General features: G+C 45.3%; 13 protein-coding genes. 11 read left to right on the plus strand and 2 right to left on the minus strand.

Going from position 1 to position 16511, the window contains the following annotated elements; all coding sequences use genetic code 11:
* Positions 1 to 116: 116 nt before the first annotated feature.
* The 10 genes from AC1RM2_RS18710 to AC1RM2_RS18755 all read left to right on the plus strand — a co-directional run bounded on the left by AC1RM2_RS18710 (position 117) and on the right by AC1RM2_RS18755 (position 12056).
* Positions 117 to 992 carry a DUF58 domain-containing protein gene (locus AC1RM2_RS18710; RefSeq protein ID WP_090641767.1) on the plus strand — a complete coding sequence of 292 codons (876 nt, stop codon included), beginning with the start codon at positions 117 to 119 and terminating at the stop codon, positions 990 to 992.
* Positions 989 to 1945 (plus strand): hypothetical protein, encoded by a 957-nt coding sequence (locus AC1RM2_RS18715; RefSeq protein WP_492986689.1) that lies wholly within the window; start codon positions 989 to 991, stop codon positions 1943 to 1945. Before AC1RM2_RS18710 ends, AC1RM2_RS18715 begins: the two co-directional genes overlap by 4 nt.
* Positions 1942 to 2943 (plus strand): vWA domain-containing protein, encoded by a 1002-nt coding sequence (locus tag AC1RM2_RS18720; protein ID WP_492986690.1) that lies wholly within the window; start codon positions 1942 to 1944, stop codon positions 2941 to 2943. Before AC1RM2_RS18715 ends, AC1RM2_RS18720 begins: the two co-directional genes overlap by 4 nt.
* 3 nt (positions 2944 to 2946) lie before the next feature.
* Entirely contained in the window at positions 2947 to 3993 is a 1047-nt protein-coding gene (locus AC1RM2_RS18725) for a vWA domain-containing protein (RefSeq protein WP_492986691.1), read from the plus strand.
* Entirely contained in the window at positions 3990 to 4766 is a 777-nt protein-coding gene (locus AC1RM2_RS18730; protein WP_492986692.1) for a tetratricopeptide repeat protein, read from the plus strand. The genes AC1RM2_RS18725 and AC1RM2_RS18730 overlap by 4 nt, the downstream gene beginning before the upstream one ends.
* Before the next feature lie 18 nt (positions 4767 to 4784).
* Complete coding sequence (locus tag AC1RM2_RS18735) at positions 4785 to 6617, plus strand: BatD family protein (protein ID WP_492986693.1); 1833 nt, start codon at positions 4785 to 4787, stop codon at positions 6615 to 6617.
* A gap of 1 nt (position 6618) precedes the next feature.
* A complete protein-coding gene (locus tag AC1RM2_RS18740; RefSeq protein WP_492986694.1) occupies positions 6619 to 7380 on the plus strand; it encodes a tetratricopeptide repeat protein in 762 nt (253 codons plus the stop codon).
* A gap of 362 nt (positions 7381 to 7742) precedes the next feature.
* Positions 7743 to 9683: a sialate O-acetylesterase gene (locus AC1RM2_RS18745; protein ID WP_492986695.1), complete on the plus strand. Its 1941-nt coding sequence runs from the start codon at positions 7743 to 7745 to the stop codon at positions 9681 to 9683.
* Between the two features lie 21 nt (positions 9684 to 9704).
* Entirely contained in the window at positions 9705 to 11234 is a 1530-nt protein-coding gene (locus AC1RM2_RS18750; protein ID WP_492986696.1) for a glucuronyl esterase domain-containing protein, read from the plus strand.
* A 24-nt stretch (positions 11235 to 11258) separates the two neighbouring features.
* Positions 11259 to 12056, plus strand: a complete 798-nt coding sequence (locus tag AC1RM2_RS18755) for a polysaccharide deacetylase family protein (protein ID WP_492986697.1) — start codon at positions 11259 to 11261, stop codon at positions 12054 to 12056.
* Positions 12057 to 12156: 100 nt separating this feature from the next.
* On the opposite strand, the gene AC1RM2_RS18760 is transcribed toward AC1RM2_RS18755, so the two are convergent.
* Together AC1RM2_RS18760 and AC1RM2_RS18765 are read right to left on the minus strand one after the other, a co-directional pair.
* Positions 12157 to 12903: an SDR family NAD(P)-dependent oxidoreductase gene (locus tag AC1RM2_RS18760; RefSeq protein WP_492986698.1), complete on the minus strand. Its 747-nt coding sequence runs from the start codon at positions 12901 to 12903 to the stop codon at positions 12157 to 12159.
* Between the two features lie 6 nt (positions 12904 to 12909).
* The gene (locus AC1RM2_RS18765) at positions 12910 to 13971 is read right to left on the minus strand and encodes a LacI family DNA-binding transcriptional regulator (protein WP_492986699.1); all 1062 of its coding nucleotides are present in this window, start codon (positions 13969 to 13971) and stop codon (positions 12910 to 12912) included.
* A gap of 344 nt (positions 13972 to 14315) precedes the next feature.
* Here AC1RM2_RS18765 and AC1RM2_RS18770 point away from each other — a divergent pair, with 344 nt between their 5' ends.
* A complete protein-coding gene (locus AC1RM2_RS18770) occupies positions 14316 to 16499 on the plus strand; it encodes an alpha-glucuronidase family glycosyl hydrolase (RefSeq protein ID WP_492986700.1) in 2184 nt (727 codons plus the stop codon).
* Positions 16500 to 16511 lie beyond the last annotated feature (12 nt).

The following is a 16511-nucleotide window of genomic DNA, read 5'->3' on the forward strand; positions in this document are numbered from 1 at the left end:
AACGACTTTTGGTAACGAAAAATATTACTATAATTTATAACAGAGTTTAAAAAACATGCATCCAAAAGTCTCCCCTACCGGGGGAGATTTAGAGGGGGCTGGGGGCTTCGCTTCTTATGGAAACCAAGGATCTTTTAAAAAAAGTAAGGAAGATTGAGATAAAAACCAGGGGTTTAAGTAACCACTTATTCTCGGGCGAATATCATTCGGCGTTCAAGGGGCGGGGTATGGCCTTTAGCGAGGTGCGTGAGTACCAGCTTGGCGACGAGATACGTACCATCGACTGGAACGTTACCGCGCGTTTTAACCACCCTTACGTAAAAGTGTTTGACGAAGAGCGCGAGCTTACAGTAATGCTGCTGATGGATGTGAGCGGATCTGAAAACTTTGGCACCCAGGGTCAGCAAAAGCAGGACCTGGCTACCGAGCTTTGCGCCGTGCTTGCATTTTCGGCCATCCAGAACAATGATAAAGTTGGGGTGATATTCTTTAGCGATAAGATAGAAAAATTCATTCCGCCAAAAAAAGGACGGTCGCACATATTGATGATCATCAGGGAACTGATTGATTTTAAGCCCGAAAACAAAGGCACCAATGTGGGTGTGGCGTTAAAGTACTTTACCAGCGTTATTAAAAAGAAATGTACCGCCTTTATCCTGTCGGATTTTATAAGCCCGGCGTTTGAAAACGAGCTGAAAATAGCCAACAAAAAACACGATATCATTGCTGTGAGGCTGTTTGATAAACACGAAGAGGTATTCCCTAACCTGGGCCTTATCCCGATGAAGGACGAAGAAACCGGCGAGGTGGTGTGGATAAATACTGCTGATGAGGAGGTGCGCTACGCATTCAGCCTCGAGGCCCGCAACCGCACCATCGCCATGGGCGACACTTTTAAAAAATGCGGTGTTGATTTTACCAGCATCGGCACACACGAATCATACGTAAAACCATTAATGACACTATTTAAAAAACGGGAAGGCAGGAGATGATCAAGTGTTTTAAATATTTCCTGGTATTGCTGCTTACAGGTACTTTTTATTCCGCTTTTGCACAGGCCCCGCAGGCCGAAGCAAAATTGGATAAGGCCACCATTTTAATTGGCCAGCAAACCAAGCTTAACCTAAGCATCAGGCATAGCATAAAGGATAAAATAGAGTTTCCGGCGCTGGTTGATTCCATTGCCGGTAAAATTCAGATTGTAAGCAGTAAAGCCGATACTGTTTTTGACAAGCAGGATCAAAGTATTGAAACCATTCATCGCGCCTACAACATTACGGCGTTTGATAGTGGGGCCTATGTAATCCCGTCCTATGCGTTTAAAACCACAATTGGCCCGGTTTATACGCAACCATTAACACTCACCGTGCAAACCGTTGCTGTTGATACCACCAAGGCATTTTATGATATTAAACAGCCGCTTGTAGTCAATTATTCGTTTTTTGATTGGCTGCGTGATAATTGGCAATGGGTTACCATTGGCTTTTTGGTACTGCTGATTATTGCGGGCATTATTTACTATTTTGTAAGCAGGCCTAAAAAGATAGTGGTAGTTGAGCCGCCGAAACCCAAAGTACCGCCGCACATCATCGCCATGCAAAAACTGCAGGAGTTGCGCGGTAAAAAACTTTATGAGCAGGATGTTAAAGTATACCATATTGAGCTGAGTGAAATACTGCGCGAATATTTAGAGAAGCGCTATGGCATTAAAACCCATGAGCAAACATCCGATGAGATTTTTGCAAGCCTGCGCACGCTGGATATTACAGAAGATAACAAAAACCTGCTGCGCCAGGTATTGATACTTGCCGATTTGGTAAAATTTGCCAAGGAAAAACCGCTGCATTTTGAAAACGAACAAAGTATGGATAATGCCATCAGCTTTGTAAACAAAACCCAGCAGGCATACCAGCCACTGGCCGATAAACAAGAGGAGGGTAAATGAGCTGGTTTAAAGGAATAGAATTTGCCCACCCGGGATTTTTCTGGCTGTTCATCAGCATACCGCTCATGGTTGGCTGGTATATTTGGAAACAGCGGCAGCTGCACGGCAACCTTAATGTGCCTACCCTGCGGGGCTTTACGCTTAAAAAAAGCATGCTGCCAAAATTCAGGCATAGTGGTATTGTGCTACGGTCATTGGCCTTATCGGCTATGATTGTTGCGCTGGCCAGGCCTCAATCGTCATTAAGCTGGCAAAACAGTACTACCGAGGGGATTGATATCATCATTGCTTCAGATATTTCGGGCAGTATGCTTGCCGAAGATTTTAAACCCAATCGCCTTGAAGCCGGTAAACAAATTGCCATCGATTTTATAAAGGGCCGCCCGGACGACCGCATAGGCCTGGTGATATTTAGCGGCGAGAGCTTTACGCAATGCCCGTTAACAATTGACCACAGCGTATTGATAAACCTTTTTGCCGATGTACGTAACGGTATGATAACCGATGGTACGGCCATTGGTATGGGACTGGCAACCGCAGTTAACCGCCTGCGAACCAGCCAGGCAAAAAGTAAGGTAATTATATTGCTCACAGACGGATCAAACAACGCAGGTTCGATACCGCCAATAACCGCCGCCGAAATTGCCCGCCAGTTTGGTGTGAGGGTGTATACGGTGGGGTTGGGTACCAATGGTTTTGCGCCTTACCCGGTACAAACACCGGTAGGTATACAATACCAAAAAATGCCTGTGGTAATTGACGAGGGTACGTTATCAAAAATTGCAAGCCTAACCGGTGGTAAATACTTCAGGGCTACCAATAACGAAACACTGAAAAATATTTACGAACAGATTGATAAGCTGGAAAAAGCCAAAATTGATGTTACCCAGTATCACAAAAAAACAGAACTGTTTTTACCCTGGGCAATTATAGCGCTGGCTTTCCTGTCGTTGGAATTTATATTAAAAAACACCCTGTTTAAAGGGGCTTTAACCTAACAGATGCTACGTTTTGCACATATAGAATATTTATGGGGGCTGGTAATCATCCCGGTGTTTATCATCGCGTTTTTGGCGGTAAGCATCTGGAAAAAGAAAGCCATCTCGTCATTAGGAGATAAAAAGGTGGTGATGATGATGATGCCGCAGGTATCGTTGTCAAGGCCATGGCTTAAGTTTATTTTCTTTTTGCTGGCCTACGCCATGCTCATCATCGGTATAGCCGACCCGCAAATTGGTTCAAGAACCGAGGAAGTAAAACGCAAAGGCGCCGATTTGATGATCCTGCTGGATGTATCAAATAGTATGCTGGCCCAGGATTTGGCCCCAAGCCGCCTGGAGAACGCCAAACAAGCCATTGCCCAATTGATTGACCGGATGCATGATGACCGTATTGGCATTATTGTATTTGCCGGCCAGGCCTATGTGCAGTTGCCTATAACCACAGACTACTCGGCAGCCAAACTTTTTCTGAGTACCATTAATACCGAAATGGTACCAACGCAGGGTACAGCCATTGGCGCAGCCATTGAACTGGGCATGCAATCGTTTGATTTTAAAAACGGTACCGGCAAGGCTATGATTGTTATTACCGATGGCGAGAACCACGAGGATAATGCTGTTGAGGCTGCTGCCGCAGCCAAATCAAAAGATGTATCGGTTCATGTGGTAGGCGTTGGTTCGGCCAATGGCGCCCCCATACCAATGTATGATGAGCAGGGGCACCAAACCGGGTTCCGGGTTGACCACGAGACCGGCCAGCAGGTAGTAACTAAGTTGAGCGAGGATATGTGCAGAGAGATTTCGGCCGCAGGCGGCGGCGTTTATGTACGCGCCAATAACTCCAACAGTGGCCTGGGCATTGTTATGGACCAGATTAACAGAATGCAGCGCAAAACAGTTGATAGCCGGTCGTTCAAGGATTTTGAAGATCGTTTCCAGTTCTTTTTGGCCATTGCGTTTGTATTGCTGTTGATTGAGTTTTTTATATCAAACCGTAAAAACATGCGTTTAAGCGGGATTAAATTATTTGAAGTTAAAAAGCCATGAAGCAATTAATTATAGTTGTATTATTAGTACTGCAGGCTTCATTCCTTTTTGCCCAGCAGGAAAAACGAGACATCAGGAAAGGCAACCAGCTTTACCAGGCTAAAAATTATAAAGAGGCCGAGGATAACTATCGTAAAGCACTGGCTAAATCCAACAACAAAACGGTTGAAGGTAATTTTAACCTGGGCGATGCCTTATACAAACAAAAAAAGTTTGACGATGCACAACAGCAGTTTACCAAAATAGCAGCAACATCAAAAGACAAGCGGGTATTGGCCAATGCTTACCATAACATAGGCAACTCCCTGTTGGAAAACAAAAAACTGGAAGAGAGTATTGCCGCCTACAAAAAATCGTTGCTTAATAATCCTAATGATGAGCAAACCCGTTACAACTTGTCATACGCCCAAAAAATGCTAAAGAAGCAGCAGGACGATAAAAAGAACCAAAACAAAAACGATAAGAATAAAGATAAAGACAAGAACAAGGATAAAAATAAGGACGACAAGAATAAGGATAATAAGGATAAAGATAAAAAAGACCAGGACAAGAAAGATCAGGATAAAAAGGACAAAGACAATAAGGATAAGAACAAGCCTGATAATAAAGATCCGCAGGACCAGCAGCAACAACAGCCGCAGCCCAACAATGTATCAAAAGATGATGCCGAGCGTATGCTGGAAGCCCTGAAAAACGACGAGAAAGCAACGCAGGACAAACTGAAAAATAAAAAGTTAAAAGGCGCCAGAACCAATATCTCCAAAGACTGGTAAGCCTTATATTTATAGCACATGAAGTTAAAGTACTACATATTGTTGTTCCTGCTGTTTTGTACAACCGTGCTTTTTGCGCAGGGTGTAAAATTCACCTCCTCTGTTAATAAAACCGAAGTGGGCACTACCGAGCAATTCGAGGTAACATTTACCATAAACAGCAACGGCGAAAGGTTTGTACCGCCAAACTTTAATGGCTTTTTAGTGGAATCGGGGCCAAATGTTTCCCAAAGCATGACCATCATCAACGGAGCTTCATCAGCAAGTATGGCTTACAGCTATGACCTTGTAGCCGTAAAAGAAGGTACTTACACTATAGGCCCGGCAACAATTGTAGTAAACGGTAAGCAGCTAAGCACCAGTCCAATTAAAATTAAAGTGGTAAAGGGCACATCGGCAGCGCAAGCCAATGCTGCCAGGCAACAACAGCAACAACAGCAGGTGCAGGGCCAGGGCATTGTGGCCGGCCACTCAAAAAATATCAATAGAGACCTTTTTATAAGGGCCGATGTAAATAAAACCAATGCCTACATAGGCGAGCAGCTTACTTTAAGCTACCGCCTTTACACCCGGGTGGCACTGGTTGGCAGCGAACTGGAGAAAATGTCGGACCAGAATGGTTTTTACAGCCAGGAAATTAAAAGCGTTAATAATCCCAATGCTGTTCAATGGCGTATTGAAACCGTAAAAGGGATAAAATATAATGTTACCGAGATAAAGCAAAATATCCTTTTCCCCGAACGTGCCGGCAACATCACTATCGACCCGATGATCATGGATTTTATAGTAAGGGAAACCGTACAATCGGCCGATCCTTTTGATAACTTTTTTGGCGGTGGCAGCTATAATGATGTTAAATATAAAATAAAAAGCAGCCCCGTGGTTATCCACGTAAAACCATTGCCCGAAAGCGGCAAGCCAGCAAGCTTTAGCGGCGCGGTTGGCCGTTTTTCGATAAGCACATCGGTTGATAAAACAGATCTTAAATCCAACGAGCCACTCAACTACAAAATTATACTAAGTGGCAAGGGCAACCTGAAACTGCTGAAACCAATGGCCCCCGAATTTCCGCTTGATTTTGATAAGTACGACCCTAAGGTAACCGATACCATAACTGATAATGAAAACGGCGAGTCGGGTACCCGTGTGTATACTTACCTGTTGATCCCGCGCCATGGCGGCAAATTCAATATCGACCCCATCAAGTTTTCGTACTACGATTTAGCAGCGGGCAAATATGTAAGCCAGCAAACCAAAGGCTTTACTATTAACGTGGCCAAAGGCGCTACCGAAAATAACGTTACCTCCATTGGCGCCGATAAGCAGGATGTTAAATTGCTGAATAAAGATATCCGCTACATTAAAACAGATGGAAGCGATATCAGCAAAGATGAAGAAGGTTTTTACGGATCCGGTCTGTATTATTTTCTGCTGTTGCTGGGGCCGCTGGCATTTGCCGGAGCCTTGGTATTTGGCAAGGTGTACGAGATGAACAACAGCGACGTGGTGAAGGTAAAAAGCCGCAAGGCCGGCAAAATTGCTGCCAAACACCTGGCCAGCGCAAAAGCGCAGCTATCGGCAAATAATAAGCCGGTATTTTACGAAAATGTGTTTAAAGGGCTGTACGGCTACCTAAGCGACAAGCTGAATATTGCCGCCGCCGACCTGAACCGCGAAAAAATTGCTACCGAACTGAAGGCCCGGGAATTGGACGAGCCAACTATAAACGAATTGCTGGAAACATTAGACCTTTGCGATATGGCCCGCTTTGCCCCGGTTTCGGGCATATCGGAGCAGGAGGTGTTTGAGAAGGCAAAAAATATGATCAATAACATTGAAGATAAAATATAACATGCTAAAGCGCCTGATATACCTGTTGCTGTTGATTGTAGCGCCATTGCTGGCTTTTAGCAATGATGCGGGCCTGGCTTTGTTTAAAAAAGGTAATAACCTGTACCAAAAAGCAAATTATAAAGAAGCTGCAGCAACCTATCAAAAAATGGTTGATGATGGCTATCAATCGGCCAGCCTTTACTTTAATCTGGGTAATGCTTATTATAAAAATGGCGATATAGCACCCGCATTGTTATATTATGAAAAAGCACACAGGCTATCGCCGGGCGACGAAGATATCCGTATAAACATCCAGTTTGCCAATTCAAAAACTACCGATAAAATTGAGGCAGTTCCCGAGTTCTTTATCACCAAATGGTGGACTGGCTTTATACTTGCTTTACCAGCCAATACACTTGCAGTTTTCAGTGTGCTGCTTTTTATAGGGGCTTCAGGCTTACTTATCCTTTACAGGTTTTCGGGCTCTGTGATCGTAAAAAAGATATCGTTTTACTCGGCTATCTTGCTGTTGCTGCTGGGTATCGGTACCATTTTTATTTCGGGGAGGCAGGCAGCCTACTTTGATGCCCATCATGATGGTATTATCTTCAATTCATCGGTAAACGTTAAAAACGCACCCTCTAACACCGCGAAAAATGGCTTTGTACTGCACGAGGGTACCAAGGTTAATATTCTTGATAAAAACGCCAGCTGGATAAAAATTAAATTGGCCAACGGCAACGAAGGCTGGGTTGGTGCTGCTGATGTAAGGGAGATATAGACCTTCAGGTAAACGCATATCATATTAGTCACTTGTACTTTTTAAGCACAAGGCATTATTGCAGGCCCCGCCCGTTCCTGAAAAGTTTGTTGATAAATATTATTGATGGTCAATTGTTTGTCGTCGATTTCACCGTAGCAAGAATATCTGATTCAACCTCGGTATCTTTTCAACATCTTTTGTAAACCGAGTCAATTACCGTTAAGCCAATGCCTACTGCTATTCCCTGGCTACGTGCAAAATCACCATGTATTAATGTGCAAGCCGGTTTTGAAAAAAGATTTGTGCAATCGATTGCGCAAATCTTTTTTTATTTGTTACTTCGTAAAAGTAAACCTCCAGACTAAAAGTTCCCGCAAATTATGAAATCAGTGAAGCTATTGCTTATCGCGCTGTGCACCAGTTTTATACTGCCCACTTATGCTTTGGTGCGGCTGCCGCAGCTGGTTGCAAACGGCATGGTGCTGCAGCGCAATACACATGTGAATATCTGGGGATGGGCAGAGGTAGGCGAAAAGATCAGCATTGAATTTCAGCATAAGGTTTTTCGTGCGGTTACCGATAAAAATGGCTCGTGGAAAGTGGTTTTACCGGCAATGCCTGCCGGCGGACCCTACACAATGGATATACAAGGCAACAATCATATCGCCATCAGCGATATTTTAGTTGGCGATGTTTGGTTTTGTTCGGGCCAATCAAATATGGCATTACAAATGGAGCGGGTAAAGGAAAAATACCCCGATGAGATAGCTACTGCCAATTACCCGCAAATCAGGAACTTTTTTGTGAAAACCGAGGTCGATGTAACCAAGCAACACACCAACCTGTTGCCCGGGAAATGGGTAAAGGCCGATCGGGAAACGGTGCTGGGTTTTGGCGCTACGTCGTGGTTTTTTGCCAAACGGCTTTATCAAAAATACCATGTGCCAATAGGCATCATTAACTCAAGCGTAGGGGGCACACCCATAGAAGCCTGGATTAGTGGACAGAGACTCATGAACATCAAACCCTATAATGACAGGGTAAAGCAATTTGGCGATACCGTTTTTATAGATAGTGTCATGAAGAAGCATTTGCCGCCTAATAATCCGCTGAATACATCCGCCTTCGGAATTGATAAAGGATTAACAGAAATTAAACCATGGTACGATACCGCCTATGTGCCGCATAACTGGCACCACTACTGGCTACCTGGTTACTGGGCGGACCAGGGCATTAAAGGCCTGAATGGCGTGATGTGGTTTCGGAAAGAAGTTAATCTTCCGGCATCTTTTGATGGCAAAGCAGCTAAATTGTTTTTAGGGAGGATAATTGATGCCGATCAAACTTATGTTAACGGCAGGCTTGTAGGCAGCATTACCTACCAGTATCCGCCCCGGCGTTATAATGTACCGGCGGGTGTGCTGAAGCCGGGCAAAAACATAATAATTGTGCGGGTGGTAAACACTGCAGGCAAAGGCGGTTTTGTGCCCGATAAAAGATATTACCTGGGCGTGGCGGCAGACACCATCGACCTGCGCGGCGATTGGCAGTATAAGGTAGGGCAGGTGTTTGAGCCGGTTAAGCCCGTTGCCGAATTTATTGCCCAAAATGAACCCACCGGCCTTTATAATACCATGGTTGCGCCGGTTATTAATTACACCATCAAAGGCATGGCCTGGTACCAGGGCGAAAGTAGCGTTAACAGCGCAAAAGCATACGGCGTTTTATTAAAAGCCCTTATTGCCGACTGGCGCGATAAATGGCAACAGGGCAACCTTCCGTTTGTATATGCCCAGCTCCCTAATTTCAACGAGGCGCAATATGCACCGGCAGAAAGTGACTGGGCCGAATTACGGGAGGGCCAACTGGAGGCGCTTGCCTTGCCAGGTACAGGTATGGCTGTATCTATTGATGCGGGCGAGTGGAACGATATTCATCCGCTTAATAAAAAAACGGTAGGTGAGCGCCTGGCCATAGCTGCCCAAAATGTAGCTTATGGTAATAGCGATATAATCCCTTGCGGCCCGGTTTATCAATCGGCACGGGTAGATGGTAATAAAATTGAACTTACATTTAAGTATACAGGCACCGGGCTTGTTGCTAAAAATGGGGATGACCTATCGCAATTTGCTATAGCCGGTGCCGATAAAAAGTTTGTTTGGGCCACTGCCGTTATTAAGGGTGATAAAGTGCTGGTATGGAGCGATAAGGTACCTGCGCCATTATATGTAAGGTATGCCTGGGCCGATAATCCCGATGAGGCCAACCTGTATAACAAAGAAGGTTTGCCTGCATCGCCTTTTCGTACTGATAAACCATAATTCACTATAAAACCCGTAAAAATGAAAACTGCCATTTTCTTCTTTTTACTCGCATTACCGGTAGTAGTTAGTGGCCAAAGCCCGGCCCCGGTAAATTTTACGGCCGAGCAGGATCATCAGGATATGATGAAACAGTTGGGTATTAAAACATTGCGTAACGGCCCAAGTGGTGATGAGAATGCCCCCAACCACGCTAACTATGATGAGGCTTTGGCCAATCCTTTCCCCGATTTGCCGGATGCGCTTACTCTTAAAAACGGTAAGAAAGTGGCCACTGCCGATATGTGGTGGAAACAACGCCGCCCCGAAATCATAGAGGATATGGAGCGTGAAGTTTACGGCAGGATCCCGGCTAATGTACCCAAAGTAACCTGGACGGTTAAGGTAACCGATAAAGAACGTGTGGGTTTTTATCCTGTGATAGCCAAACAACTGATAGGTCATGTTGATAATACCGCCTGCCCCTCAATCAACGTCAACATTGAAATGACACTGGTGCTGCCGGCCTTTGCCAAGGGACCTGTTCCGGTACTAATGATGTTTGCCCGCAGTGCGCTTCCGGCGCCGGCGCAACCATCGCCTGCTGACCTGGAAAAGATAAACAGCGCTTTGAAAGAGTTACTTGTAAAAGAACACCCGGAGCTGAAAGTAATTTTTGAGCAATATCCGGCTTATAATCCGGTGCCCGAGCAATCGCCGTTTGGGCCGGGTGGCTTCCCGGTAATAAAAGGCGATCCGCCTACGGCCATGCAGCTGATAGCCAATGGCTGGGGTTATGTGCTGATTGATCCTTCATCGATACAGGTAGATAATGCCGAAGGGCTTACCAAGGGTATAATTGGCCTGGTAAATAAAGGGCAGCCCCGTAAGCCCGACGATTGGGGTGCCTTACGCGCCTGGTCATGGGGCGCAGCAAGGGCTTTGGATTACCTGGAGACCGAGCCCGCCGTTGATGCCAAACATGTGGGTATTGAAGGGGTATCGCGCTATGGCAAAGCCGCATTGGTTACGCTGGCTTTTGAGCAGCGCTTTGCCATGGGGCTTATCGGTTCGTCTGGTGAGGGTGGCGCCAAGCTGCACCGCCGCAATTTTGGCGAAGCGGTTGAAAGTTTAACCGGCGGCGAGTATTATTGGATGGCAGGTAATTTTATGAAATACGGGGCCAGCGACGCCACCTTCGGTGCTAAAACAGCAAAAGACTTACCCGTAGATGCGCATGAACTGATAGCCCTTTGCGCGCCAAGGCTTACATTTATCAGCTACGGCATTCCAGAACAGGGCGACGCCAAGTGGCTGGATCAGCAGGGGAGTTATATGGCTACAGTTGCCGCCGGGTCGGTTTTTAAATTACTGGGGGTAAAAGATATCGGCGTAACAAACGATTATAAAACAGAAAAAATGCCGCCCGTTAACACCGGGATGCTGGACGGGGCATTGGCCTGGCGGCAGCACGACGGCGGCCATACCGATGCCCCCAACGTAAAATACTTTATTGCATGGGCCAAAAAAATGATGGAACAGGAGAAAGCCGGCAATCCCATAGCTAAATAACTAAATCAAAAAACGGAATATTAAATGAAACCAGTTAAATACATTATCATATCAGCTTTATTACTGCTTGCGCTTACTTCCAAATCTCAGGACAAGCCCTTGTGGAATAATAAACAGTGCGCAGTTGTTTTAACCTATGATGACGCAATTGATGTTGACCTTGACAACGTACTGCCCGCGCTCGACTCGTTGAAATTGAAAGGTACATTTTACCTCATCGGCTCATCGCCGGTTGTGGTAAACCGGATGGCGGAATGGCGAAAAGCAGCGGCGCGTGGCCACGAGTTGGGCAATCATTCCCTTTATCATCCCTGCGATGGCAGTTTGCCGGGCCGCAGCTTTGTAACCGCCGAAACCGATCTTAGCAAATACTCGCTTGAGCGTGCCGTTAAAGAAATAAAAGCAACCAATACCCTGCTTAAAGCTATTGACGGCAAAACGACGCGTACCTTTGCATTCCCCTGTGGTGATCTTAAAATAGGAGATAAGTATTTTTACGATTACCTTAAAAACGATTTTGCAGGCGCACGCGGCGTTAGCACAGGGCTGCAAACAGTAAAACAGGTAAACCTGGATAACATTGATAGTTTCATGATTAACGGCCAATCTGCCGACTATTTGATTAACCTGGTTAAACAGGCCATGCAATCGCGCACTTTGCTGGTGTTTTTATTTCATGGTGTTGGGGGCGGGCATAACCTAAACGTTAGCCTGGATGCGCACAGTAAGTTGCTGCACTACCTTAAACAACATCAAAAGGAGATTTGGGTTGCGCCAATGGTTGATGTTGCCACGTACATCAAAACCGGCCAGCAAAAATGATAAGTCTGCTGCCCAATTGGGCAGGTTTGCAAATGTGTGCTGATGTAGATGATATAACAAACTTGAATAACAGGGGCGAAGGCAGCAAGGTAAAAATAATTTAAAACCCAATCGAATTCCCGCCATCCACCTGCAATATTACGCCTGTTACATATTTGGCGCTATCTGTGGCTAAATAATAAATGGCCTCGGCAATGTCGGCAGGTTCGCCCAGCTTGCCCATGGGGGTGCGGCCTAAAACTTTTTGTTTCCTCGCGGGATCATTATCCAATGCTTTTGCCGACATATCTGTAGCAATAAAGCCCGGCGCCACGCAATTAACCCGGATGCCCTGTGGCGAAAGCTCGGTGGCCATGGCGCGGGTCATGCCTTCAATAGCGGTTTTTGATGCGGTATAAGCTATCACATAAGGAATGCCGTACTGTGCCGCCATTGAACTTACGTTAACAATGCTGCCGCTGCCTACCTTCAGCATAGTTTTTACAACTTCGCGGCTCAGGGCAAATACGGCCACCAGGTTTGTTTGTATAATTTGCAGAAAATCCTCGTCCGTAACCTCGGCGAACGCCTTTTTATGGTTGATGCCGGCGTTATTCACCAGGATATCGGGTGCACCAAACTCCTGCACAATTGATGCTACTAAAGCCGGTATCCCGGCGGTTTGGCTCAAATCATACGGTTTATAACTGCAAAGTTCGCCAAGTTCATGAGCCACATTGGCCAGTTTCTGCTCATCACGGCCAATAATGATTGTCCTGATGCCTTGTTCAATAAATTTTTTTGCCGTGGCTAATCCCAGGCCCGACGCGCCTCCTGTAACTATGGCGAGTTTTGTTTTTGATTCCATTATCTGTTAGCGGTCATTACTTTTCCTGGCCGATGATTCCCTTATAATCAACTCCGATCTTAATATCAGGCTGTGGGTTTGCTGCAGGTCGTTTTTGTTTACCAAATGATTGATGAGCAAATTGGCGGCAACTTCGCCCATTTCAAATCCCTTGTAGTTAATGGTGGTTAAATTGGGTTCAATTACACACGCTCCCGGGTCATTGTTAAAGCCTGCAACGGCAATATCTCCGGGTATTTTTATTCCTGCTTTTTTGAGTACCTGTATACAGCTTACCGCGCTTGCGTCATTGGCGCAGAATATGCCATCAGGCAGCGGACCCATTTTTAGCATTTCTTCGGCGGTTATGGCAGAGGCTTTGGCGCTAAGATCATTAATGAACAGTAAACTTTCATCGAATTCAATACCGTGTTTTTCCAGCGCGGCTTTATACCCCCGTAACCTTTCCGAGTAAACATTTCTTAAAACGTTGGCAGTAATATGTGCCACCCTTTTACAACCCTGTTCAATAAGATGGCTGGTAACTTCGTAGGCCGCTTTGTAGTTATCAATGCAAATTTGCGGGTAATGGTCATGCTCAAATACCCTGTCGAAGAAAATTACCGGAATGCGGCGTTTTATAAACGGTTCAAAATGCTCAACACCGGTAGTATCATAAGCAAGCGATACCAGCAAGCCGTCTACCCGGTTGTTCAGCATAGCTTTTGCGTTGCCGATCTCCTTCTTCATGGTTTCCAGCGACTGGCTGATGATGAGGTTATAATTGTTATCATTTACAACCTTTTCCATGCCGGCTATCACGTCCGACATGAAACTGCTGTTCAGCCGGGGTACTATAACGCCAATAATATTGCTGTTTTTGCGGCGTAAGTTGCTCGCGAAGGAGTTGGAACGGTAGCCCATTTCTTCGGCCGCTTTAACAATCGTCTTTTTGGTATTCTTGTTTACCCTCGGATGATCCTGGAGTGCGCGGCTTACTGTGGCAGCCGAAACATTGAGCTTTTTAGCTATATCATAAATGGTGATCTCTTTGTCGCTGCCGGGCATGGTTTTAATTAAAGCGCTCAAATTAATTGTGTAGCCGTACCATACGATGGTTGCCGGATTATTTAATGGATAAATGTAAAAATTAAATGCTTATTTAGCTAATTTAGGGCAATCGATTGCATCGATTTATGTTCTATTACCTGGGATTGACCAAAATGATTTCAGCAATAATTGAATAATTGGTTTTGAATTGTTAAATATAAATAAAGGTTTATATATTTGCAATCGATTGCATAAGATTTAAATCATTATAAACCATTGTGGATAGAGCAGGTGCTACCGCTGTTCTTTCATAAACTTTAATACATCATTTTATTGTTTTTTATTACAGAAAAAAGGTTCACCGATGCTGAATTAATAACGCCATGGCCAAATATTCTATAAAGAAAAATATGTGTTTGCTGGCGCTGCTTTTATTGGGAGCGGCAACAAATGCCTCGGCTGATGATGGGTATAAGCTTTGGTTGGAATATAGCAAAATAGCCAATCGGCAGGCTGCAGCGGTTTATAAACAGCAATTGAAGTATATGATTTTTCCGGCGGAATCTGATCAGCTAAAGGCAGCTAAAGCCGAGCTGTTAAAGGGTATGGAGGGTATGTTGTCGATACTTCCTGCCGATACTAAAAATATAACAGCCGGGCAAACAATCATCATTGGTACACCACAATCCTTGAAAGGGTTATCCGTTCAGGTTCCTGACAGCTTGGGCAGCGAAGGGTATCTTATAAAAACAGCGCTTATTAATCAGCAAAAATGTATCCTAATTACAGCCAAAACCCATGTTGGCGTGTTGTATGGTGTTTTCAATTTTTTAAAGCTGCTGCAAACGCGGCAGTCTATCAATAATCTTAATATTGCAGATCGCCCGCGCATAATGTACCGGGTATTGGATCATTGGGATAACCTGAACCGCACTGTAGAGCGTGGCTACGCAGGTTCGTCTATCTGGAACTGGCACAAGCTGCCCGGTATTATAGACCAGCGGTATATTGATTACGCGCGCGCTAATGCCTCAGTAGGTATCAACGGCTCGGTTATCAATAATGTAAATGCCGACGCGTTAATACTCTCGCCTCAGTATTTAATTAAAATTCAGGCGCTGGCCAATGTTTTCAGTGCGTACGGTATTAAAATTTATTTATCGGTAAAATTCAGCAGTCCGGTAGAATTAGGCCACCTGAAAACAGCCGATCCGCTTAATGACGATGTGAGAAAATGGTGGGCCGATAAGGCCGACGAAATCTACCGTTGCATTCCCGATTTTGGCGGTTTTTTGGTGAAGGCAAACTCCGAAGGGCAGCCTGGGCCCCAAACCTACGGCCGCACCCATGCCGATGGCGCCAATATGCTGGCCGATGCACTGGCACCACACCATGGCATTGTTATGTGGCGGGCTTTTGTATACGATAATAACGTGCCCGATGACCGGTCGAAACAGGCTTATAATGAATTTAAGCCCTTTGATGGGAAGTTTAAAGATAATGTAATCATCCAGGTAAAAAACGGACCGATTGATTTTCAGCCGAGGGAGCCTTTCCACCCCTTATTTGGTGCTATGCCCAATACCGCGTTGATGATGGAATTCCAGCTAACACAGGAGTACCTTGGCTTTTCGACACATTTGGTTTATGAAGCGCCGTTATTTGCCGAAGCCCTGCAATCAGATACGTATACGCGGGGCAAGGGTTCAACCGTATCGCGTATCCTTCAGGGTAATTTCAATAAAAAACTAATAACAGGTATGGCCGGCGTGGCCAATATTGGCACAGATTTAAACTGGTGCGGTCATCCCTTTGCACAGGCCAACTGGTACGCCTTTGGCCGTATGGCCTGGAACCCCGATCAATCACCGGCCGCTATTGCCGAGGATTGGCTAAAAATGACTTTTACAAATGATGCTGGCTTTGTATCACCCATAAAAAAAGTCATGCTACAATCAAGGGAGAATACAGTTAATTATATGACTCCGCTTGGTTTGCACCACATTATGGGTGTTTCTACCCATTATGGCCCCGGCCCATGGGTTGATAATGCCGGCCGGCCCGATTGGAATGCCACTTATTACCACAGGGCCGATTCGGCCGGGATTGGCTTTAACCGTACAGGCACAGGCAGCAATGCACTGTCGCAATATACGCAGCCAGTACAATCGCATTGGGAAAACCTGCAAACCTGCCCCGATGAATACCTTTTATGGTTCCACCATTTAAGCTGGACTTATAAAATGCGTTCTGGCAAGTCATTATGGGACGAGATGGTTCACCATTACTACATGGGTGCCGATTCTGTTAAGCAAATGGGTTTAACCTGGGATAAAATGCAGGGAAAAGTAGATGCGGAGCGTTTTGCCCAGGTCCAGCAGTTGATGAAAGTTCAGCTAACGGAAGCCACTACCTGGCGCGATGCCTGCGTTTTATATTTTCAAGCCTTTTCAAAAATGCCTGTCGGGGCCGTATATCCTAAGCCGGAGCATCCGCTATCTTACTATAAAGAAATGAAGTTTTATTATGTGCCGGGTATCGGGGGCAACAATTATATGACCAATTAATCATCACCATAA

Source organism: Mucilaginibacter sp. GW822-FHT03E02, assembly GCF_058801545.1.